The organism is Dactylosporangium aurantiacum (genome assembly GCF_000716715.1).
GTDB classification, from domain to species: Bacteria; Actinomycetota; Actinomycetes; order Mycobacteriales; family Micromonosporaceae; genus Dactylosporangium; species Dactylosporangium aurantiacum.
This window is the reverse complement of sequence record NZ_JNYJ01000001.1, coordinates 390235-412526: the sequence shown is the minus strand read 5'-3', so window position 1 is coordinate 412526 and position 22292 is coordinate 390235. Positions and strand designations below refer to the sequence as shown.

The 22292-nt window shown below is 71.8% G+C and carries 20 protein-coding genes; 4 read left to right on the top strand and 16 right to left on the bottom strand.

Going from position 1 to position 22292, the window contains the following annotated elements:
- Positions 1-5: 5 nt before the first annotated feature.
- The gene (locus OP18_RS01875; RefSeq protein WP_033356819.1) at positions 6-680 is read right to left on the bottom strand and encodes an MBL fold metallo-hydrolase; all 675 of its coding nucleotides are present in this window, start codon (positions 678-680) and stop codon (positions 6-8) included.
- Between the two features lie 169 nt (positions 681-849).
- On the opposite strand from OP18_RS01875, the gene OP18_RS01870 reads away from it, so the two are divergent.
- Together OP18_RS01870 and OP18_RS01865 are read left to right on the top strand one after the other, a co-directional pair.
- Complete coding sequence (locus OP18_RS01870; RefSeq protein WP_033356818.1) at positions 850-1758, top strand: peptidylprolyl isomerase; 909 nt, start codon at positions 850-852, stop codon at positions 1756-1758.
- A 94-nt stretch (positions 1759-1852) separates the two neighbouring features.
- Positions 1853-2671, top strand: coding sequence for a peptidylprolyl isomerase (locus OP18_RS01865; RefSeq protein WP_211273407.1), 819 nt, complete (start codon positions 1853-1855; stop codon positions 2669-2671).
- Positions 2672-3386: 715 nt separating this feature from the next.
- On the opposite strand, the gene OP18_RS01860 is transcribed toward OP18_RS01865, so the two are convergent.
- From OP18_RS01860 to ruvC, 8 genes are all read right to left on the bottom strand, one after another.
- On the bottom strand, positions 3387-5948 hold the full coding sequence (locus OP18_RS01860; protein WP_156089232.1) for a RelA/SpoT family protein: 2562 nt from the start codon (positions 5946-5948) through the stop codon (positions 3387-3389).
- Between the two features lie 134 nt (positions 5949-6082).
- Positions 6083-6637, bottom strand: a complete 555-nt coding sequence (locus tag OP18_RS01855) for an adenine phosphoribosyltransferase (RefSeq protein WP_033356816.1) — start codon at positions 6635-6637, stop codon at positions 6083-6085.
- 49 nt (positions 6638-6686) lie between these two features.
- On the bottom strand, positions 6687-7844 hold the full coding sequence (gene secF, locus OP18_RS01850; protein ID WP_033356815.1) for a protein translocase subunit SecF: 1158 nt from the start codon (positions 7842-7844) through the stop codon (positions 6687-6689).
- Between the two features lie 2 nt (positions 7845-7846).
- Entirely contained in the window at positions 7847-9688 is a 1842-nt protein-coding gene (gene secD, locus OP18_RS01845) for a protein translocase subunit SecD (protein WP_063745401.1), read from the bottom strand.
- A 76-nt stretch (positions 9689-9764) separates the two neighbouring features.
- The gene (gene yajC / locus OP18_RS01840) at positions 9765-10154 is read right to left on the bottom strand and encodes a preprotein translocase subunit YajC (protein ID WP_052386073.1); all 390 of its coding nucleotides are present in this window, start codon (positions 10152-10154) and stop codon (positions 9765-9767) included.
- A 147-nt stretch (positions 10155-10301) separates the two neighbouring features.
- The gene (gene ruvB, locus OP18_RS01835) at positions 10302-11369 is read right to left on the bottom strand and encodes a Holliday junction branch migration DNA helicase RuvB (RefSeq protein ID WP_033356813.1); all 1068 of its coding nucleotides are present in this window, start codon (positions 11367-11369) and stop codon (positions 10302-10304) included.
- The gene (gene ruvA / locus OP18_RS01830) at positions 11366-11974 is read right to left on the bottom strand and encodes a Holliday junction branch migration protein RuvA (RefSeq protein WP_033356812.1); all 609 of its coding nucleotides are present in this window, start codon (positions 11972-11974) and stop codon (positions 11366-11368) included. The genes ruvB and ruvA overlap by 4 nt, the downstream gene beginning before the upstream one ends.
- Positions 11971-12483 carry a crossover junction endodeoxyribonuclease RuvC gene (gene ruvC / locus OP18_RS01825; protein ID WP_033356811.1) on the bottom strand — a complete coding sequence of 171 codons (513 nt, stop codon included), beginning with the start codon at positions 12481-12483 and terminating at the stop codon, positions 11971-11973. Before ruvC ends, ruvA begins: the two co-directional genes overlap by 4 nt.
- A gap of 140 nt (positions 12484-12623) precedes the next feature.
- Between ruvC and OP18_RS01820 the strand changes: the two genes are divergently transcribed.
- Positions 12624-13418 (top strand): 3-hydroxybutyrate dehydrogenase, encoded by a 795-nt coding sequence (locus OP18_RS01820; RefSeq protein ID WP_033356810.1) that lies wholly within the window; start codon positions 12624-12626, stop codon positions 13416-13418.
- 18 nt (positions 13419-13436) lie between these two features.
- Complete coding sequence (locus OP18_RS01815) at positions 13437-15326, top strand: helix-turn-helix domain-containing protein (protein WP_033357026.1); 1890 nt, start codon at positions 13437-13439, stop codon at positions 15324-15326.
- 29 nt (positions 15327-15355) lie between these two features.
- Here the strand turns inward: OP18_RS01815 and OP18_RS01810 are convergent, their stop codons facing one another.
- The 7 genes from OP18_RS01810 to OP18_RS01780 form a co-directional block, all read right to left on the bottom strand.
- Positions 15356-15970, bottom strand: coding sequence for a TetR/AcrR family transcriptional regulator (locus OP18_RS01810; protein ID WP_245635218.1), 615 nt, complete (start codon positions 15968-15970; stop codon positions 15356-15358).
- 55 nt (positions 15971-16025) lie between these two features.
- Positions 16026-17621 (bottom strand): MFS transporter, encoded by a 1596-nt coding sequence (locus tag OP18_RS01805; protein WP_033356808.1) that lies wholly within the window; start codon positions 17619-17621, stop codon positions 16026-16028.
- A gap of 116 nt (positions 17622-17737) precedes the next feature.
- Complete coding sequence (locus tag OP18_RS01800) at positions 17738-18685, bottom strand: branched-chain amino acid ABC transporter permease (RefSeq protein ID WP_033357025.1); 948 nt, start codon at positions 18683-18685, stop codon at positions 17738-17740.
- Positions 18686-18696: 11 nt separating this feature from the next.
- Complete coding sequence (locus OP18_RS01795) at positions 18697-19569, bottom strand: branched-chain amino acid ABC transporter permease (RefSeq protein WP_033356807.1); 873 nt, start codon at positions 19567-19569, stop codon at positions 18697-18699.
- Between the two features lie 4 nt (positions 19570-19573).
- Positions 19574-20815: an ABC transporter substrate-binding protein gene (locus OP18_RS01790; RefSeq protein WP_033356806.1), complete on the bottom strand. Its 1242-nt coding sequence runs from the start codon at positions 20813-20815 to the stop codon at positions 19574-19576.
- 10 nt (positions 20816-20825) lie between these two features.
- A complete protein-coding gene (locus OP18_RS01785) occupies positions 20826-21530 on the bottom strand; it encodes an ABC transporter ATP-binding protein (protein ID WP_033356805.1) in 705 nt (234 codons plus the stop codon).
- Positions 21517-22284 (bottom strand): ABC transporter ATP-binding protein, encoded by a 768-nt coding sequence (locus tag OP18_RS01780; RefSeq protein ID WP_033356804.1) that lies wholly within the window; start codon positions 22282-22284, stop codon positions 21517-21519. Before OP18_RS01780 ends, OP18_RS01785 begins: the two co-directional genes overlap by 14 nt.
- Positions 22285-22292 lie beyond the last annotated feature (8 nt).

Below are 22292 nucleotides of genomic sequence, written 5' to 3'. Positions count from 1 at the left end.
TGTGTCTACCAGCCTCGGTTGGGGTTCTGTGTCGTCGCTTCGCGCAGGTACGGGTTGCCCTTGCGTTCCCGGCCGATCGTGGTGCCGGGCCCGTGCCCGGGCAGGACCACGAGCTCGTCGGGGAGCGTGAGCACCTTGTCGCGCAGGCTCGCCATCATCTGCGCCATGCTGCCGCCGGGCAGGTCGGTGCGGCCGATGGAGCCCTTGAACAGCACGTCTCCGGTGAAGATCTGCTCGGCGCCGCGGAACATCACCGACCCGCGCGTGTGGCCCGGCGCGTGGTCGACGATCAGCTCCAGCCCGGCTATCTTGAGGACCAGGCCGTCCTCCAGGGGTGCGACGTCCTCGGGCTCCGTCCAGCTCAGCCGGCCGCCGAACAGCGCCGTCAGGTCGGTGCTGAGCCCCTTGGCCGGGTCGGCGAGCATCTCGCCGTCGTCCGGGTGGATGTAGGCGGTGATGCCCCGCGCGCCACACACCGGCGTGACGGAGAACGTGTGGTCCAGGTGGCCGTGGGTGAGCAGGACCGCGGCCGGCTGCAGGCGGTGCTCGGCGAGCACGGCGTCCAGCCGGTCGAGGACCCCGATCCCGGGGTCGATGACGACGCACTGCTCACCGGGCGCGGGAGCGACCACGTAGCAGTTGGTCCCGAACGCCTCGGCGGGAAAGCCGGCGACGAGCAACGCGGCGCTCCTCCCTGTCGATTTCCGCGCGACAACCCCTCAGACCCTATCCGGAGGTCAGGCACAGCGAACCGTGACCGGGCGGCGACCACCATTCCGGTTTCTACCCGTACACTCTGGCGGGCGTGTGACGTGGCACCCAAACGTATTTTCCTGGAGGGGAGCACCGGTGGCTTCCAGTAAGAGCCGGCAACGCGCCTTGGCGCGGGCGAAGACCGAGCGGCAGATCGCCCGTCGGGCGGCAGCGGCACGGCGTCGTCGGCAATGGCAGGCCGGCATCGGCGGGGCCGTGGCACTGACCCTGCTGGTCCTGGCCGTGATCTGGAAGACCGGCGGGTTCGACCCCGAGCCGGTCCGCGCCGCCGACTGCGCCTGGACCCCGGTCGACGCCGGTGGCGGCGTCACCGACGTGGGCAAGCCGCGGACCAACGACGTGGTCAAGAACGGCGTCAAGACGATGACGATCGCCCTGGGCCAGGGCACCGTGACGGCCAAGCTCGACCCGAGCAAGGCGCCGTGCACCGTGGAGAGTTTCACGTACCTGGCGAGCAAGAAGTTCTTCGACAACACCACCTGCCACCGGATGCTCAACGACTCGCTGCTGCAGTGCGGCGACCCGTCCGGCACCGGCAGCGGCGGCCCCGCGTACCGGTTCCCCGACGAGAACAACCCGCCGCCGGCCGCCGCGCCGTCCACCGACCCCTCGGCGGATCCGTCCGCCCCGGCGGACACCAACGTGCTCTACCCGGCCGGCACCGTCGCGATGGCCAACTCCGGCGCCGACACCAACAGCAGCCAGTTCTTCCTGGTGTTCAAGGACATCAAGCTGCCGCCGAACTACACCATCTTCGGCACGATCGTCGGCGGCATGGACGTGCTGACCCAGATCGGCGCCGGCGGCTCCGACCCGGCCGGGGACGGCAAGCCGAAGACCGAGGCGAAGATCAGCTCGCTGACGATCACCGACGTCGCCCCGCAGGAGGACCCGACGCCCGCCACGTCGGCCCCCGCCTCCGCCCCGGCGTCGTCGGCGCCCGCCTCGCCGGCCCCGTCGGCCAGCGCCTCCAGCAAGTCGTAACTCCACCCCAATCCCTGCTGAGCAAGGAGTACCAACCGTGACCTCCAACCGGGACCGCCAGCGCGCCGCAGCGCGTGCGCGACTGGAGCGGGAGATGGCCGACCGCGCAGAGCGCTCAGCCAGCCGACGGCGCAGGAACACGACGATCGCCGCGACGGCCGGTGGGTTGGTTGTCCTGCTCGGCGTGGCGTGGCTGGTGGTCGTGCTGACCAAGGGCGACGACACGAAGACCGGCGCCGAGGCGGCCGCCTCGGCCTCGGCCTCCGCGACCCCGACCAGCTGCACCTGGCTGCCCCTGGTCGACCCGTCCGCGTCGCCCAAGCCGGAGATCCCCAAGGAGGTGAAGGACGTCGGCACCCCGCCGGCGTCCGGCGAGCCCCGCACCGGGTCCCAGGTCATGACCATGGACACCAGCGTCGGCGTGATCAAGATCAAGGTCGACACCGAGCACGCCCCGTGCGCGGCGGCCAGCTTCACGTACCTGGCCGGCAAGAAGTTCTTCGACGGCTCGAAGTGCCACCGCCTGGTGACCCAGAGCATCTACGTCCTGCAGTGCGGCGACCCGTCCGGCACCAGCCTCGGCGGCCCGACGTACCGCTACGCCGAGGAGAACCTGCCGACCGGCCGCCGCCCCGCGTACACCGAGGGCATGGTCGCGATCGCGAAGACGCAGAACCCGGCCAGCAGCGGCAGCCAGTTCTTCATCGTCTACAAGGACATCGAGTCCCTGTCGGCCGACTACACGGTCCTCGGCCGGGTCACCGAGGGCCTCGACCTGGTCAAGAAGGTCGCCGAGGCCGGCACCGTCCCGGACCCCGCCGCCTCCGGTGACCCGGCCGCCGCCTCCTCCGGCGACGGCGCACCGAAGACCGAGGTGAAGATCAACTCGCTGACGATGAGCCCGGCCAGCTGATCGCCGACCTGGACAGGGCCGCAGCTCACCGAGCTGCGGCCCTTCCTGTTTTCACGTATTTCCACGCCACGGCCAGGCTGTCGGTTTTGCCACTTCTCGCACCAGGCGATGCTGACCACCGGTAGCGGAAATGTCTCGCGGGCGACGTAGCGCTTGCGGCGAAGCATGATCTCTGTCTTCGTCTTGCCCTCACCGGTGCGGCGTGCGACGGGGTCCTTGGTCGGCTGATGGCAGCGCATCCGGACCAGGGGCGATGCGCCACAGTGCGCTGTCGGCGAGCCGGTCTCCGCCGCGGTGCAGTCGACCAGGCAGATGAGCGACGGACAGCACGGGGACGAGGCATCAGCCAAGCTACAGCATCCCCGCGGAGAACTTCCTGCCGCCGACGCGCGGTCGGTCGAGGCGGGCAACTCTCGCAACGGGGCAGGTCGCGGAAACCCGGCCGCCGTGCGGGTCCAGCACGCCACAGAGCCGTCCTGAAGCCCTCAGACCGACGCAGAGCTCCTCCGAGCCCGGCAAGCAGAGCGGACACCGCTCACAAGACCTCAGACCGGCGCAGGCCGTCTCCCGGTGCCCGCCCAACACGGAGCGCGCGGAAACGCGGTCGGCACCGCCCCGGAAGCGCCCCGGGCCGGCCGTGAGCGCCACGGCAAGCCCGTGACCCGCCGGCCGCGCGCGCCGGGCGCCGCGGCGGAGGGCGCCGTGGCCGGGTGGGTCAGGCGCCGGAGGTGACCCGGTAGGCGTCGTACACGCCGTCGATGCGGCGGACCGCGGCCAGGAGGTGGTTGAGGTGCTTCGGGTCGGCCATCTCGAAGCTGAACCGGCTGATCGCCACCCTGTCGCGGGTCGTGGTGACCGTGGCGGACAGGATGTTGACCTTCTCCTCGGACAGCACGCGGGTGACGTCGGCGAGGAGCTTGTGGCGGTCCAGGGCCTCGACCTGGATGGCGACGAGGAACGTGGAGGCGCTGGTGGGCTTCCAGTTGACCTCCAGGACCCGCTCCGGCTGCTCCTTGAGGTCGGCGGCGTTGGCGCAGTCGTCGCGGTGCACGCTGACGCCGCCGGAGCGGGTGACGAAGCCGAAGACGGCGTCGCCGGGGACCGGGGTGCAGCAGCGGGCGAGCTTGATCCAGACGTCGTCGACGCCGAGGACCTCGACGCCGGGGTCGGAGGCGGCGGTGCGGGTGCGTGACGGGCGGGTCGGGATGGCGGTCTCGGCGATGTCCTCGACCGCGCCCTCCTCGCCGCCGTAGCCCGCGACGAGGCGCTGGACGATCGACTGGGCGGAGGCCTGGCCGTCGCCGACGGCGGCGTAGAGGGCCGCGACGTCGGCGAGGTGCAGCTCGCGGGCGATCGTCATGAGCGACTCGGAGGTCAGCAGGCGCTGCAGCGGCAGGCCCTGCTTGCGCATGGCCTTGACGATCGCCTCCTTGCCGGCCTCGATCGCCTCCTCGCGGCGCTCCTTGTTGAAGTACTGCCGGATCTTCGTGCGGGCCCGCGGGCTCTTCACGAAGCCGAGCCAGTCCTGGGTCGGGCCGGCGGTCTCCGACTTGGAGGTGAAGATCTCGATGACGTCACCGTTGGACAGCGTGCTCTCCAGCGGCACGAGCTTGCCGTTGACCCGGGCGCCGATGCACTTGTGGCCGACCTCGGTGTGCACGGCGTAGGCGAAGTCGACCGGGGTCGAGCCGGTGGTCAGCGCGATCACGTCGCCCTTGGGCGTGAAGACGTACACCTCCTGGCTGGACAGGTCGAAGCGCAGCGCGTCGAGGAACTCCGACGGGTCGCTCGCCTCCCGCTGCCAGTCCAGCAGCTGCCGCAGCCACGTCATCTCGTCGATGTGGGCGGGCGGGCCGGCGATCGTGGCGTTCTTGCTCTCCTTGTACCGCCAGTGCGCGGCGATGCCGTACTCGGCGGTGCGGTGCATCGCGTAGCTGCGGATCTGCAGCTCCACGGGCTTGCCGGTGGGGCCGATCACGGTGGTGTGCAGCGACTGGTACATGTTGAACTTCGGCATCGCGATGTAGTCCTTGAACCGGCCCGGGACGGGCTGCCAGTTCGCGTGGATGACACCGAGTGCCGCATAGCAGTCGCGCACCGTGTCGACCAGGATGCGCACGCCGACCAGGTCGTAGATGTCGCCGAAGTCGCGGCCCCGGACGATCATCTTCTGGTAGACGGAGTAGAGGTGCTTCGGTCGGCCGGTCACCTCGGACTTGATCTTCGCGGCCTTGAGGTCGGTGGCGACCTTCTGGGTCACGGTGCGCAGCAGCGAGTCGCGCTGCGGGGTGTGCTCGGCGATGAGCCGGCTGATCTCGTCGAACCGCTTCGGGAACAGCGTGCGGAACGCCAGGTCCTCCAGCTCCCACTTGATCGTGTTCATGCCGAGGCGGTGGGCGAGGGGCGCCAGGATCTCCAGGGTCTCCTTGGCCTTCTGCTCCTGCTTGGGGCGGGGCAGGAAGGTCAGGGTGCGCATGTTGTGCAGCCGGTCGGCGAGCTTGATGACCAGCACCCGCGGGTCCTTGGCCATCGCCACGACCATCTTGCGGATCGTCTCGGCCTTCGCCGCGTCGCCGAGCTTGACCTTGTCGAGCTTGGTGACGCCGTCGACGAGCAGCGTGACCTCGCCGCCGAAGTCGTGCTGGATGCGCTCGATGGTGTAGTCGGTGTCCTCGATCGTGTCGTGCAGCAGCGCCGCGACCAGGGTCGTGGTGTCCATGCCCAGGTCGGCGAGGATCGTGGCGACGGCGAGCGGGTGCGTGATGTAGGGGTCGCCCGACTTGCGGTACTGCCCCTTGTGGAAGTGCTCGGCCATGTCGTAGGCCCGCTGCAGCAGCCGCACGTCGGCCTTCGGGTGGCTGGCCTTGTGCTGCGCGATCAGCGGCTCGAGGACCTCGCTCACCGACGGGCTCTGCCACGGCGCGTTGAACCGGGCCAGGCGCGCCCGGACCCGGCGGCCGGTCGGCGCGGCGCCGACCAGCCCCAGCGCGGTGCCGGTCATCGAGCCGGCCGCCTCGGTCAGGTCCTCGGTGTCCTCGCCGAGGTCGTCGACCTGGCGCCGGGTGGGCGCGGCCGCGGCGGGCGGGCCGGGGACGGGACCGCGGGGGCCGGTGTAGCCCGGGTCGGTCGAGCGCCGGTTGTGCGCCACGGCGCCGTCGGGGGTCGGGAACTGCAGCACCACACCGCCGGCCTCGGCCGTCTCGGGCTCGGTGCCCTGCGGTGCCTGTTGCTGATCGTCTGGCACGTGGACCGCCTCCGGTGTCGACGCAGCGCCCATCCGCTTGACCGTACCCCCCTTCGGGGATGCGATGTCGCCGGTCACCGGCCACTCCTCATCGCCGTCAACGTATGAACCGCAAGCGTACCCGCCCCCACCGACATTCCCAGGGACCAAGCGGCCGGAAAGCGCGGTCAGGAGACGGTCAGCAGGGCATGAACCGGACGCGGCGCCACCCGCTCCCGCCCGCCGAGGAACCCGAGCTCCAGCAGGACGCTGAAACCGCTCACCCGGCCGCCGGCGCGTTCGACGAGGCCGAGGGTGGCGGCGGCGGTGCCCCCGGTCGCGAGCACGTCGTCGACGACCAGGACCCGCTCCCCCGCGACGAACGCGTCCTCGTGGACCTCGAGGACCGCCTCGCCGTACTCGAGGGCGTAGCTGGCCGACACGGTCGGGCGGGGCAGCTTGCCGGCCTTGCGCACCGGCACGACGCCCTTGCCGGTGGCGTACGCGACGGCGGCGGCGATCACGAAGCCGCGGGCCTCGATCCCGGCGACCACGTCGAAGCTGTCCGCGCCGTGCTCGGTGATGATCGCGTCGATCACGGCGGCGAACGCCGGACCGTCGGCGAACAGCGGCATCAGGTCCTTGAACAGGATGCCGGGCTTGGGGAAGTCGGGCACGTCCACGACCTTGCTGGCGACCAGCTCCGAGATCTCCACCGCAGTACCTCCTGGAAACGGCGGCACGGGCGCCGCTGCGACAGCGACGCCCGTACCGGGTGAACGTGGATGAGGCTCAGCGCCGGCCGGAGCCGGGCCGACCCCCTGCCCGGGGGCGTTTCGCCTGGCCGGGACGGTTGCCGGGGCGCGCACCCGGGCGGGGCGAGGCACCGGCGAGCTCGGAGCGCTCCGCGGACTTGCCGGCCGCGCTGCCGATCGGCACGCCGTCGCTGTCGACGGGCGGCGCCTGGGTGGCCTGCTTCGCCACCGCCGCGCGGCGGTTCGCCACCCGGGCCTCGTGCGCCTGCAGGCGCGGCTCGCGGACCTTGAGCTCGGCGAGCACCGGCGTGGCGAAGAAGATCGAGGAGTACACCGCGACGCCCATACCGATGAACAGCACCAGGCCGAGGTCCTTCAGGGTGCCCGCGCCGAGAAGGCCGGCACCGATGAAGAGCAGGCCGCCGACGGGCAGCAGGGCGACCAGACCGGTGTTGATGGAGCGCATCAGGGTCTGGTTGACCGCCAGGTTGGCGGCCTCGCTGTAGGTGCTGTTGTTGTTGCCGGTGATGCCCCTGGTGTTCTCCTGCACCTTGTCGAACACGACGACGACGTCGTACAGGGCGAAACCGAGGATCGTCAGGAAGCCGATGACCGTGGAGGGCGTGACCTCGAACCCGACGAGCGAGTAGACGCCGCCGGTGAGCACCAGGTCCAGCAGCAGCGAGCCGATCGCCGCCACGGCCATCCGCCACTCGAAGCGGAACACCAGGTACGCCGTGACCAGCGCCAGGAAGATCACCAGGCTCAGCAGGGCCTTGTCGGTGACCTGGCCGCCCCAGGAGGTGCTGACGGCGCTGTCGCTGATCTGGGTGGCGTCGATGTTGAAGGTGCCGGCCACCTTCTCCTTGATCTCGGTCTGCCGGGCCGAGTCGGTGATCAGCTCGGTCTTGATGACGTACTGCTTGTCACCGACCTTCTGACCCGTCTTGACCTCGACGCCGGCGTCGCCGAACGCCTTCTCGACCTCGTCCAGCGTGCCGACGCTCACCGGGACGCTGTACTGGTTGCCGCCCTCGAACTCGATGCCGAGCGTGAAGCCCTTGAAGACCATGCTGCCGATCGCGATCAGCAGGGCGATCCCGGCGACGCTGAACCAGAGCCGCCGGCGACCGACGACGTTGATGTTGGCTTCACCACGGTAGAGCCGGGCTGCGATGCCACCTTTGCCACTCATCGTCAGACCTCCTTCGGGCGGTTACGACGGGGGGCGGAGGACGCCACACCGGCGCCGGGACGCTGCTCGACGATCCGGCCGAGGCCGGACACCCTCGGTGACAAGAATGCCTTGCTGCGCGCGAACAACGTCATGATCGGATGGCGGAACAGGAACACCACGACGAGGTCGAGGATGGTCGCGACGCCCAGGGCGAACGCGAAGCCCTTGACCGAGCCGATGGAGAAGAAGTACAGCACCGCGGCGGCGAGCAGGGTGATCGCGTTGGCGGAGATGATCGTGCGGCGGGCCCGGACCCAGGCGCGCGGCACGGCGCTGCGCGGGCTGCGGCCCTCCCGGATCTCGTCCTTGAGCCGTTCGAAGTAGATGACGAACGAGTCGGCGGCGACACCGAGCGACACGATGAAGCCGGCGAACCCGGCGAGCGTCAGCGTGAAGCCCATGGTGCGGCCCAGGATGATCAGGGCCATGTAGACCATCGCGCCGGACAGCACCAGGCTCAGCGTGATGACCAGGCCCAGCAGCCGGTAGTAGAAGAACGAGTAGAGCACCACCAGCGCCAGGCCGATGCCGGCGGCGAGGACGCCCGCCTCCAGGTGGGAGCTGCCGAGCGTGGCGGAGATGCTCTGCGCGTCCTGCGGCACGAAGGACAGCGGCAGCGCGCCGTACTGCAGCTGGTTGGCCAGCAGCTCGGTGTCGCGCTTGGTGAACTGGCCGGTGATGCGCGCGTCGCCGGGGATGACGCTCTCGATGACCGGCGCGGAGACGACCTTGTTGTCGAGCACGACGGCGACCTGCTTGCTGTCGGTGCCGTTGTTGTACGCCTCGCGGGTCAGGTCGGTCCAGGCGTCCTGGCCGTCGCCCTTGAACGAGATGGTGACGATCCACTTGCCGTTCGTGGAGTCGATCGACGAGTCGGCCTTGGACACGTCGGTGCCGAGCACCTTGGCGACGTCGAGGTTGTACTTGACGCCGGGCTCGCAGGCGACCGCGGGCTGGTCCGCGGCCCGGATCGAGCCGACCGGACGATTGTCGAGCTTGTCGCAGGTCACGAACGGGATGTTGAACTGCATCGCCGGCGGCAGGACCGCGACCTCTTCGGGGGTCAGCGACTTGAACGGCGCGTAGAGCGCGGCCTTCGACGGGTCGGCGGACAGGTCGACCGGCCCGGCCTCCTGCATGGCCGCGGCCCAGGCGGCGTCGCCGATCTTCTTCTGCACGGCGGCGCGCTGCTGCGCGACGTCGGCGGCGACGGGCGGCGCGGAGGAGGCCGGCGCCGACCCGGACGCGGACGGCGCGGCGGACGCCGGGGCCGACGACGCGGGCGCGGACGCCGACGTGGAGGGCTTCGCGCTGGTGGACGCGGACGCCGACGCCGCCGGGGCGGAGCCGGACGCCGACACCGACGGCGAGGCCGAGGCGGACGCCGACGGGTTGGTGTCGCCGATGTCCTGGGTCTGCCCGAGCACCTTGCGGAAGCGCAGCTCGGCGGTCTGGCCGATCTGCTTCAGGCGGTCGTCGCTCTTGCCCGGCAGGGAGACGTTGATGTTGGTGTCGCCCTCGATGACGACCTCGGCCTCGGAGACACCCAGGCCGTTGACCCGGCTGTCGATGATGTCCTTGGCCGTCTCCATCTGCTGTTTCGTGGGCGGCTTGCCGTTGTCGGTCTTCGCCTGCAGCGTGACCGTGGTCCCGCCGATCAGGTCGAGGCCGAGGTTCGGCTCAAGCCGGTTGCGCCAGCCGCCGTCACCGCCGAACCACACCCAGATGGCGAGCAGAACGAAGATGGTGCCGAGCACACCGAGCTGACGGCCCGGGTGCATCGGTGCCTGAGGTTGTGCCACGGCTGTCGGGTCTCCCTGCACTAACGCCGGCGGGGTGCGCGGCGTGCTTGTTCGTGGTGGTGCGGCGGATCTGCGGTCAGTCGAGGGACTTCGGGGTGCTGCCCGGCGCGGGCGTCTCGTCTGCCGGGTCGCCGGCGGCCTCGTCCTCGACGGCGTCGTCGGTGACGGCCTTCTGGTTCACCTTGCCGATCGCGGCCTTGGCGTATCTGGCGGTGACGCCGGGCGCGATCTCCAGCAGGACGCTCTCCTCGTCCAGGCTGCGGATGGTGCCGTAGAGGCCGCCGACGGTGATGATCTCGTCGCCGACGCCCATGGTGGACTGCATGCTCTGCACTTCCCGGCGGCGGCGCTGCTGCGGGCGGATCATCATGAAGTAGATGAGGGCGAAGATCCCCACGATGAACAACAGGGAGGTGTACCCGCTACCACCACTCGAACCCTGTGCCTCGGCGAACAGCACGATCATGGCCTTCCGGTCGGCTCGGGACCCAGGGGCCTGGGCGCTCCGAGCGAAGTATGAAGTCCGCGCGGCGGACCGCGGCGAGTCTAGTCGGTGTGTCGGAAGACACGCAGACCGGCGTCTATCACGGTCCGATCACGACAGCTAGGGACGCTACGGCTCCAAGCTGAAAAGATCGGGCATTTGCGGTGATGTCCCCGCTGCGTGGCTCCCGCCACCGACGGTACCAGCGGGAACCGGGAGCCCGAGATGACGCCATGCACTCGGCGTCGCCACTCGCCCACGCGGAGTACGCGCCAGCAGACCGGTACGCAGCAGGAAAGGTTCACAGACCTCTTCCACGGTGTCGGGTTGCTCACCTACCGCCACCGCGAGCGTGGACAGCCCGACCGGCCCCCCGCCCTGCCGGATCAGCGCGTGCAGCACCGCCCGGTCCAGCCGGTCCAGGCCGAGCTCGTCGACGTCGTACACGGCGAGGGCGGCCTTCGCCGCGGCCAGGTCGACCACGCCGGTGCCGCGCACCTCCGCGTAGTCGCGGACCCGGCGCAGCAGCCGGTTGGCGATGCGCGGCGTGCCCCGGGAGCGCCGGCCGATCTCCACGGACCCCTCGTCGGTGATCGGCACGTCGAGGATCCGCGCCGAGCGGGCGATGATCAGCTCCAGCTCGTCCGGGTCGTAGAACTCCAGCTGGCCGACGAAGCCGAAGCGGTCCCGCATCGGGCCGGTGAGCAGGCCGCTGCGGGTCGTCGCGCCGACCAGCGTGAACGGCTCCACGTCCAGCGGGATCGCGGTGGCGCCGGGCCCCTTGCCGACCACGACGTCGACGCGGAAATCCTCCATGGCGCTGTACAGCAGCTCCTCGGCGGGCTTCGCGATGCGGTGGATCTCGTCGATGAACAGCACGTCGCCCTCGGACAGGCTGGTCAGCACCGCGGCCAGGTCGCCGGCGCGCTCGATCGCCGGACCGCTGGTCATCCGCAGGCCGGCGGACAGCTCCGCGGCCACGATCATCGCGAGGGTCGTCTTGCCCAGCCCCGGCGGGCCGGACAGCAGGATGTGGTCCGGCGGGCTGCCGCGGCGCAGCGCGCTCTGCAGCAGCAGGTCCAGCTGCTCGCGGACCCGGTGCTGGCCGATGAGCTCGGCGAGCCGCTTCGGGCGCACGCTCTGCTCGGCGGCGCGCTCCTCCTCCGCCGCGTACGCGCTGACGAGGGGGTCGGTCACCGGATCGTGCCCAGCATGCGGATGGCCTGCTTGAGCAGCACCGGCACCGGCGGGACGGTGCCGCCGTCGAGCTGCTCGGCGACGGCCGCGACGGCCTGGTCGGCCTGCCCGGCGGTCCAGCCTAGGCCGGTGAGCGCCTGGCGGACCTGCTCGGCCCACACCGCGCCGGCGCCGACCCCGACGAGCGCCGCGCCGTCGCCGGGCAGCGCGCCGACCTTGTCGCGCAGCTCCAGCACGAGGCGCTCGGCGCCCTTCTTGCCGATGCCCGGCACCCGGGTCAGCGTGGACGTGTCGTTGCCGGCGATGGCCCGGCGCACCACCTCTGGGCTGTGCACCGCGAGCACCGCCTGGGCCAGCCGCGGCCCGACGCCGGACGCCGTCTGCAGCAGCTCGAACAGCTGCTTGGCGTCGTCGTCGGCGAACCCGTACAGGGTCAGCGAGTCCTCCCGCACGACCAGCGACGTGGCCAGCCGCGCCTCCTGGCCGACCCGCAGGTCGGCGAGCGTCTGCGGGGAGCACTGCACGGCGAGGCCGACCCCGCCCACCTCGATCACGGCCCCGTCCGGCGACACGGCGGCGACCCGCCCCCGCACACTCGCGATCATCGTGCTCTCCTCAGCGCCGCCTGGATGCGGTCCCGGGTGCCGCCCCTCCAGACATGACAGATTGCCAGAGCGAGGGCGTCGGCGGCATCGGCGGGCCGGGGCGCGACCTGCAGCCGCAGCAGCCGGGTCACCATCGCGGTGACCTGTGCCTTGTCCGCGGAGCCGTTGCCGCTGACCGCGGCCTTCACCTCGCTCGGGGTGTAGGTCTGCACGGGCAGGCCGGCGCGCGCCGCGACCAGGATCGCGACCGCGCCCGCCTGCGCGGTGCCCATGACGGTGCGCACGTTGTGCTGGCTGAACACCCGCTCCACCGCGACGGACTCGGGGCGGTGCTCGGCGACCAGGGCGGTGAGCCGCTCGTCGAGGTTGAGCAGCCGGTGCGCCAGGTCCGTGTCGGGGTCGCTGGTCACCACCTCGTAGTGCACCAGCCGGCAGGGGCGGCCGGGCACGCCCTCGACCACGCCGACGCCGCAGCGGGTCAGCCCCGGGTCGACCCCCAGCACGCGCACCGAAACCCCCTCAAACGTGTGTTCGACACAGTAGCCGACGCGCCACACGTACCAGGAACGCGACACACACATCGAGTGCCCCGAAGGTATGTGGGCGGACCCCATGGGACGCGCGGGCGAAGGCTCGTACGTTTCCCGCCATGACGACGCCACATCCCGTTGCCCCGCATCAGGTGGTCGCCCTGGACCTGCGCGGCCGGACCGCGCTGGTGACGGGCGCCGGCAGCGGCATCGGCCGGGGCGTCGCCGTGCGCCTCGCCGCCGCCGGGGCCCGGGTCGTGGCCGTGGACCGCGACGCCGAGCCGCTGAAGCTCCTCGCGGACGAGGTGGGCGCGGTGCCGGTGGTCGCCGACCTGTCCGAGCCCGACGACGCCGAGGAGCGCCTGGCCGGGCACTGGGACGCCGACGTGCTGGTGAACAACGCCGGCCTGCAGCACGTGGCGGCGCTGCAGGACTTCCCCCGGGAGCGGTTCGCCTACATCCAGACCGTCATGGTGGAGGCGCCGTTCCGCCTCACCCGCCGGGTCCTGCCGCACATGTACGCGCGCGGCTGGGGCCGCATCGTCAACATCTCCTCCGTGCACGGCCTGCGGGCCTCGCCGTTCAAGGCCGCGTACGTGACGGCCAAGCACGCCCTGGAGGGGCTGTCCAAGACCGTCGCCCTGGAGGGCGCGCCGCACGGGGTCACCAGCAACTGCATCAACCCGTCCTACGTGCGCACGCCCCTGGTCGAGGGGCAGATCGCGGCGCAGGCGGCCACCCACGGCATCGACGAGACCGAGGTCGTGGAGAAGATCATGCTCACCAGCGCGGCGATCAAGCGGCTGATCGAGCCGGCCGAGGTCGCCGAGCTCGTCGCCTACCTGTGCACCGACGCCGCGGGGTTCATCACCGGCGCGTCGGTCGCCATCGACGGCGGCTGGACCGCCCACTAGCACAATGGTGGTGTGACGATGCTGGAGTACCTGGAGCTGCTCGCGCGGGAGGCCGCCGCGGTCGAGTTCGAGGGCCCGCTCGTCGCCGCCCGCAACGCCGGCCTGCCCCCGGACCGCATCGCCGAGCTGGAGCAGGCCAAGGTCGTCGCGCTGCGCGTGCGGGCGCTGCTGGAGCGCCGGCGCCGCCGCGAGGAGGAGCTGTCGGGGCTGTTCGACACCGCCAGCGACCTCGCCGGCCTGCGCGACGTCGACGCGGTCCTCGCCGCGATCGTGCACCGGGCCCGGACCCTGCTCGGCGCCGACGTGGCGTACATGACCCTCAACGACGAGGAGCGCGGCGACACGTACATGCGGGTCACCGACGGCTCGATCTCCGCGCGGTTCCAGGCGCTGCGGCTGCCGATGGGCGCCGGGCTGGGCGGGCTCGTCGCGCAGACCGGCAGCCCGTACGTGACGGCCAACTACCCCGAGGACGCCCGCTTCCGGCACACCGGCGACATCGACGCCGGCGTCGGCGAGGAGGGCCTCGTCGCGATCCTCGGCGTGCCGCTGCGCCTCGGCGCCCGCATCATCGGCGTGCTGTACGCGGCGAACCGCTCGGCCCGCCCGTTCGCCCGCGAGGAGGTGTCGCTGCTGGTCTCCCTCGCCGCGAACGCCGCCGTCGCGATCGACACCGCCCGGCTGCTCGGCGAGACCCAGGCGGCCCTGGAGGAGCTGTCGGCGGCCAACGGCATGGTCCGCGCGCACAGCGACTCCGTCGAGCGGGCCGCGGCCGCCCACGACCGCATGACCGCCCTGGTGCTGCGCGGCGCCGGCGTCGAGGACATCGCCGAGGTCGTCACCGAGGTGCTCGGCGGCGCGCTGCTCGTGCTGGACGCCGACGGCCGCCGGCAGGCCAGCGTCGGCGCGCTGGAGCCGCCGGACGCCAGCGCCTTCGCCGAGGCCCTCGCCGCGTCCCGTACGGAGGGCCGCAGCGTGCGCCGGGGCGCGCTGTGGGTCGCCGCGGTCGTCGCCGGCGCCGAGAACCTGGGCGCGCTCGTGCTGCGCCCGGACCGCCCCCTCGTCGACGCCGACCAGCGCATCCTGGAGCGGGCCGCGGTCGTCACCGCCCTGCTGCAGCTCTTCCGCCGCACCGTCGCCGAGGCCGAGGGCCGGGTCCGCGGCGAGCTGCTCGACGACGTCATCACCCGCCCGGTCCGCGACGCCGACGCGCTGCGCACCCGCGCGAAGCGCCTCGGCGTCGACCTGGACGCCCCGAACGTCGTCGTCGCCGTCGGTGAGGACGCCGTCGCCGGCGGCTCGGCCCGCCAGCGCGCCATGTCCTGGGCGCAGACCTACGCCCAGGCCCGGGGCGGCCTGGCCGCGGCCCGCGACGGTCACGTGGTGCTCCTGCTGCCGGGCGACGCGGCCGGCCCGATGGCCCGCACCGTCGCCCGCGACCTGGGCAAGCTGCTCGGCCGCCCGGTCACCGCCGGGGCCGGCGGTCCCGCCACGGGCCCGGCGGGCATCGCCGCGGCGTACCGCGACGCCGACCGCTGCGTCATCGCCCTGGCCGCCCTCGGCCGCGGCGGCGCCGGCGCGAGCACCGCCGAGCTGGGCTTCGTCGGGCTGCTGCTGGGCTCCGCCCCCGATGGCCGGGACCGCGACGTCGAGCAGTTCCTGGCCGCCACCATCGGCCCGGTCGTCGACTACGACGTGCGGCGCGGCACCGCCCTGGTGAAGACCCTGGAGGCGTACTTCGGCGTCGGCGGCAGCCTGGCCCGCGCGGCGGAGCTGCTGCACGTCCACGTGAACACGGTGACGCAGCGCCTGGAGCGCATCGGCCAGCTGCTCGGCGCCGACTGGCAGAAGCCGGAGCGCGCCCTGGAGGTGCAGCTGGCGCTGCGCCTGCACCGCCTGCGCACCTGACCGCCGCCGGGCGCCGGTCAGGTGCGCGATCAGGCGTGGGCGCCGCGCAGGACCGCGTCGACGAGGCGTTCGGCGAACTGCTCGTCGGCGACGTTCGGGTTCCACCGCAGGATGTTCTGCGCCAGCGTGGGCCCGGACAGCATGAGCAGGGTCAGCTCGATGTCGAGGTCGGCGCGCAGCTCGCCGCTGGCGATCCCCCGGCGCAGCACCCCGCGCATGACCTCGCGGCGCGGCTCGATCACGCCCTGGTAGACGCGGTGCATCTCCTCGCCCTTGGCCAGCTGCGGCAGCAGGCACGCGGTGACCTTGCCGTAGTGGTCCATGCGCTTGGTGCGCATCCCGGCGATGAGCGTGACCAGGTCGCCGCGGACGGACTCGCCGGCGAGCTCGGGCGACGGGCCCTTCATCGCGGTGACGGCGTCGATGAGCAGCGCTTCCTTGTTGGGCCAGCGGCGGTAGATCGTCGCCTTGCCGACGCCCGCCTTGGCCGCGACCGCCTCGATCGAGATCGCGTCGGCGCTCTGGCCGCCGCTGAGCAGGTCCATGACCGCCTCGATGATGGCCTCGTCCGCGCGGGCGCTGCGGGGCCGGCCAGGACCCTTGCGGTCCTGGTCGGCCACCACATCCACGCTCGCCGTCGTCATGGTTTCCATTGTTGCCGAGTTTTCACATGGAAGCTACCGACGGGTTCGCTGATCATCACACGTCGACCAGCTCGACGCCCTGCTCCTCGGCGAGGCTCTCGGCGGTGCTGGGCACGGGAGCGGTCGCCGGGCGCTTGCCGGGCAGCCAGACGAAGGCGACGGCGGCACCGAGGACCGCGAAGACCGCGGAGCCGATCGCCGAGTAGTGCATCGCGGTGATGAAGGCGTCGTTGGCGTGCTGGATCAGCGCCTGCCCCGCGGGCCCGGCCTGCGCCGCGACACCGTACGCACCGGAGATCGACTCGTCGGCCACGTGCTTCGCGGCGGCCGGCAGGCCGGTCGTGGAGGACTCCACGCCGCTGCGGTAGTAGGAGCTGATGACGGCGCCGAGCGCGGCCACGCCGAGGGCGCCGCCGACCTGCCGGATGGTGTTGCTGACGGCCGAGCCGACGCCGGCCTTCTCCCGGGGCAGCGCGGCCATGATGGCCTCGGTGGCGGGCGGCATCACGTTGGCCATGCCGACGCCCATGACGAAGAACAGCGCGCCGACGACCCAGATCGGGGTGCTCTCGCCGATGAAGATCCAGCCGGCCAGGCCGGCCGCGACCAGCAGCAGGCCGGTGGTGCTGACCGCCTTCGGGCCGAAGCGCTTCACCATCGCGGCGCTGCGCGGGGCGAAGACCAGCTGGCCGAGGGCGAACGGCACGAACAGCGCGCCGGAGGCGAGCGGGCCGTAGCCGCGCACCAGCTGCAGGTAGAAGGCGCTGGTGAACATGGCGCCCATGGCGGCGAAGAAGACCAGGCCGATCATCGCGGTCGAGGCCGAGAACTGGCGGTTGGCGAAGAGCCGCACGTCCAGCGAGGGGAACTCCACGCGCCGCTCGTACAGCACGAACGCGGCGAGCACGACGGCCGAGGCGAGCAGCGTGCCCGACGACTGCAGCTGGCCGAAGCCGGACTCGCCGCCCTCGATGACGCCGTACGTGAGCAGGGTCAGCCCGATGATGGACAGGGCCACGCCGACGAAGTCGATGCGGCCGGGCCGCGGGTCGCGGGACTCGGGGATGAGGACGTTGACCAGGACGACGCCGAGCACGACGATCGGGACGTTGATCAGGAAGACCGAGCCCCACCAGTAGTGCTCCAGCAGCAGGCCGCCGACGATCGGGCCGATCGCGACGCCGAGGCCGACGGCGCCGGCCCACACGCCGATCGCCTTGGCCCGCTCCCGCGGGTCGAAGACGTTGGCGATGATCGACAGGGTGGACGGCATGACCGCCGCGGCGCCGAGGCCCATCAGGGCGCGGGCCCAGATCAGCTGGTCGGGCGTGTCGGCGTAGGCGGACACGAGCGAGGCGATGCCGAAGAGCACGAGCCCGACGGTCAGGGTGATCCGCCGGCCGAGGCGGTCGGCGAGGATGCCGGCGGTGAAGAGCAGGCCGGCGAAGACCAGCGTGTAGGAGTTGATCGACCACTCGAGCTCGCTCTGGGACGCGCCCAGGCCGTGCACGGGGTCGGCGATCGTGCGCATCGCCACGTTGAGGACGGTGTTGTCCAGCACGACGACGAGCAGGCTGATGACGAGCACGCCGAGGATGGCCCAGCGTCGAGGATGTCCGGTGTTGGCTGGTGCTTGTGTTGCTGCGTCCATGTGTCCGTGCCCCCAGTGAGCGAACGCCTTCCGATACGGAACAGTTCCGTATCCCCGATCAAGCTATGGCCTGACGAAGCGATACGGAACCGTCTCGTATCATTTTGTGCGCACGGTCACATGCGGGAATAGCGCCGCAGCAGCCACACCGCCGATCCCCACAGCCCTCGCCGGAACAGCAGCACGACGAGCACGAAGATGCCGCCGGTGACCAGCCCGATCAGGGTGAAGCCGGCCTGCGACAGCTGGTCCTCCAGGTTGACCACGAGCGCGGCGCCCACGACCCCGCCCCACAGGGTGCCGATGCCGCCGAGCACGACGAGCACCACGCCCTTGCCCGACGTCGTCCAGTGCACGACGTCCAGCGACACGAAGCCGTGCGCGACCGCGAACAGCCCGCCGCCCAGGCCGGCGACGAACGCCGACAGCACGAAGGCGAGCAGCTTGTACCGGTGGGCCGGGTACCCGAGCGCGCGGGCCCGGGCCGGGTTGTCCCGGATCGCGACGAGGACCCGGCCGAACGGCGAGTGCACGACCCGCCAGGCCAGCAGCATGCCGAGCGCCGCCACGGGCAGCGCGGCGTAGTAGAAGTAGTACGGGTCGGACAGGTCCAGCCCGAACAGCTCCCGCGGCACGCTCTGCAGGCCGTTCTCGCCGCCGGTGACCGAGGACCACTCGTTGGCCACGAAGTACACCAGCTGCGCGAAGGCCAGGGTCACCATCGCGAAGTAGATCCCGGAGCGCTTCACCGCGAGGTAGCCGATCGGCGCGGCGAGGGCCGCCGCGGCGAGCGCGCCGCCGAGCACCGCGACCGGGAACGGCACGCCGAGGTGCGCCGCGGCCAGCCCGGCGGTGTACGCCGAGGTGCCCCAGAAGGCGGCGTGCCCGAAGGACAGCAGCCCGCCGTACCCGAGCAGCAGGTCGACGGCGACGGCGAACAGCGCCCAGCACAGCATGTCGACGGCGACCGCCGGGTAGAGCCCGTTGGGCAGCCAGAGCGCCAGCAGCGCGCCGGCCGCCACCAGGGTCCAGCCGGCCCACCGCGGGGTGCGGACCCGTTGCAGGATGAGGGTGGTCACGTCGGCAGCTCCTCCCGCCCGAAGAGCCCCGCCGGCCGCAGCAGCAGGACGAGGGCCATCACCAGGAAGATCAGGGTCTGCGCGAGCAGCGCCGGGCCGTACGCCTCGCTCCAGGCCTGCAGCAGCCCGATCGCGAAGCCGGCGGTGACCGAGCCGAAGACCGAGCCGAGCCCGCCGATGACGACGACCGCGAAGACCCCGATGATGAGGTCGGCGCCCATGAGCGGGTTCACCGCCCGCATCGGCGCGGCGAGGACCCCGGCGAACGCGGCGAGGGCGACCCCGAAGCCGAACACCGGCGCGATCCACCGCCCGACGTCGATGCCGAGGGCCCGGGTCAGCTCGGGGCGTTCGGTGGCGGCCCGCACGACGGTGCCGACCCGGGTGCGGGTCAGCAGCCACCACACGGCGGCGCACAGCAGCACCGCGACGCCGAAGACGAACACCCGGTAGGCGGGGAAGTCGAAGAGCCCGAAGTCGACGGTGCCGCGCAGCCCCGGCGGGGCGGCGTAGGGGTTGGACTGCGAGCCGTACCGCGACTTCACCACGTCCTGCAGCATCAGCGTCAGCCCGAACGTGAGCAGGAAGTTGTACAGCGGGTCCAGCGTGGACAGCCGGCGGATCAGGGTGCGCTCCAGCAGCACGCCGAGCAGGCCGAGCACGACCGGCACCGCGGCCAGCGCCCACCAGAAGGAGACGCCGGCCTCGGCGAGCAGCACGTAGGCGCCGAACGCGCCGAGCATGTAGAACGCGCCGTGGGCGAAGTTGACCACCCGCAGCATGCCGAAGATGACCGCGAGGCCGAGGGCGAGCAGCGCGTAGAAGCTGCCCCCGACCAGGCCGTTGAAGGTATGGGTGAGGAAGCCCATCGGGCTACAGCTTGCAGTCGGCCGACGGGGCGCGGAACGCCTCCTGGGCGGGGATGGTCTTCACGATCTGTTCGTAGTCCCAGGGCTCCTTGACCTCGCTGCCGGGCTTGACCTTGGCGAGGTAGGCGTCGTGCAGGACCCGGTGGTCGGCGGCGCGGAACTCGCCGTTGCGCAGGAAGAAGTCGTTGACCTTCTTGCCCTCCAGCTGCTTCACCACGGCGTCGGCGTCGTCGGTGCCGGCGGCCTGCACGGCCTCCAGGTACTGGGTGGCGGCGGAGTAGTTCGCGGCGTGCGCGAAGGTGGGCCGCTGCCCGCCGGTGCGGGCGGAGAACCGGTCGGCCCAGGCGCGGTTCTGCGCGTCGAAGTTCCAGTACCACGCGTCGGTGAACGTGGTGCCGGCCAGGGCGTCCGGGGTCAGGGAGTGGATGTCGGTGAGGAACATCAGCCCGACGGCGAGCCCGACGCCCTTGTCCCGCAGCTTGAACTCGTTGTACTGCTTGACCAGGTTCACCAGGTCGGCGCCGGCCTGCATGGTGCCCAGCACGTCGGGCTTCGGGTTCAGCGTCGGCGCCTTGAGCAGGAACGTGGAGAAGTTGTCGTTGGGGAACGGGGTCGGGTCGCTGGCCACGACGCTGCCGCCGCCCTTGGCGATGGCGGCCTTGAAGGACTTCTCCATGTCCTGGCCGAACGCGTAGTCGGGGTAGACGATGTACCAGTTCTTCGCGCCGGCCTGCGTGGTGGCGGTGCCGGTGCCGTTGGCCAGCATCGCGGTGTCGTACGCGTAGTGGAACGTGTACTTGTTGCAGGACTTGCCGGTCAGGTCGGTGGTGGCGCCGGAGATGTTGAAGTAGAGCTTCTTGCTGGCCTTGGCGACGTCGGCGACCTTCAGCGCGGCCGAGGACGTGGGCACGTCGAGGATCGCGTCGACGCCGAGCCGGTCGTACATCTCCGCGGCGCGGGTGTTCGCCACGTCGGGCTTGTTCTGGTGGTCGGCGGTCTCCACGGTGATGTTCTTCGTGACGGCCTTGTCGCCGTACTTGGCCTTGAAGTCCTCGATCGCCATCTTCACCGCCTCGGCGGAGTTCTTGCCCGACAGCTGCGCGTAGACGCCGGACTGGTCGTTGAGGACGCCGAGCACGAGCTTGTCGCCGGTGAGCTTCGAGTCGCCGGACGAGCGGGGTCCACCGCCGCCGCAGCCGGACAGGGCGACACACAGCGCGGCACCGACCGCGATGCTCCTTCTCATGAAATATCCCCTAAATGCCGAGGTGGGCGAGGAGTTCGGCCTCGCGCGAGCGGATGTCGGTGTTGTCGAAGGTGCCGACGACGCGCCCCTCGGCGAGGAGGTAGTGGCGGTCGGCGACGGTGGTCGCGAAGTGCAGGTTCTGCTCGACGAGCAGGACGGTGACGCCGTGCTCCTTGGCCCGCCGCAGGATCTGCCCGACCTGCTGGACCAGCAGCGGGGAGAGCCCTTCGGTGGGTTCGTCGCACAGCAGCACCCGGGCGCCCATCCGCAGCACCCTGGCCAGGGCGAGCATCTGCTGCTCGCCGCCGGACAGCTTGGTGGCGGGGCTGGTGCGGCGGGCGTACAGCGCCGGGAACGCCTCGTGGACCTGCTCCAGGCTCCACGGGTCGGGCCCGACCACGGGCGGCAGCGTGAGGTGCTCGGCGACGGTGAGGGTGGCGTAGGCACCCCGGTCGTCGGGGACCCAGCCGAGCCCGAGGCGGGCCCGCTGGTGGACCTTGCGGGGGGTGAGGTCCTGCCCGTCGAGCCGGACGGTGCCCGACTGCCGGCCCGACTGCCCGGCGTGCAGGCCCATGACGCAGCGCAGCAGCGTGGTCTTGCCGGCGCCGTTGCGCCCGCAGAGCGTGACCACCTCGCCCCGCTCGACGGTCAGGTCGACCTCGCGCAGCACGCGCGCCTCGCCGTGCCACGCGGACAGGCCCTCAATGTGCAGCATCGACACTCCCGAGATATGCCTCGATGACCCGCGGGTCGGCGCGGACCTGCTCGTACGGGCCCTCGACGAGGACCTTCCCGGCCTGCAGCACGGTCACGGTGTCGGCGAGCTGCCCGACCACGCGCATGTTGTGCTCGACGAGCACCACGGTGCGCCCGTCGCGGACGGCGGCGATGAGCTCGACGGTGCGCTCGACGTCCTCCAGGCCCATGCCGGCGGTCGGCTCGTCCAGCAGCAGCACCTGCGGGTCGAGGGCGAGCGCGATCGCCAGCTCCAGGGCCCGCTTGCGGCCGTAGGCGAGGCTGCCGGCGGCCACGTCGGCCGCGTCGGCGAGCCCGACGAGGTCGAGCAGCTCCCCGGCGCGGGCCGAGAACCGGGCCAGGAGCCGGTCGCTGCGCCAGAACCGCCAGCCGAGCCGCGTCGCGCCCTGCAGGGCCAGCTCGACGTGGGTGCGGGCGGTCTGCTGCGGGAAGAGGCTGGTGATCTGGAAGGACCGGGCGACGCCGAGGCGGGCGACCCGCTCCGGCGGCAGCCCGGTGATGTCGCGGCCGCCCAGCTCGATGCGGCCCGCGGTCGGCGCGAGGAACCCGGTGAGCAGGTTGAACAGCGTCGTCTTCCCGGCGCCGTTGGGCCCGACGAGCGCGTGCACGCTGCCGGCGGCGACGGTCAGGTCGACCTGGTCGACGGCCCGGAAGCCGCGGAAGTCACGGGTGAGACCGCGCGCGGTCAGAGCCGTTCCGGCGGTGCCTTCCAACGGGACAC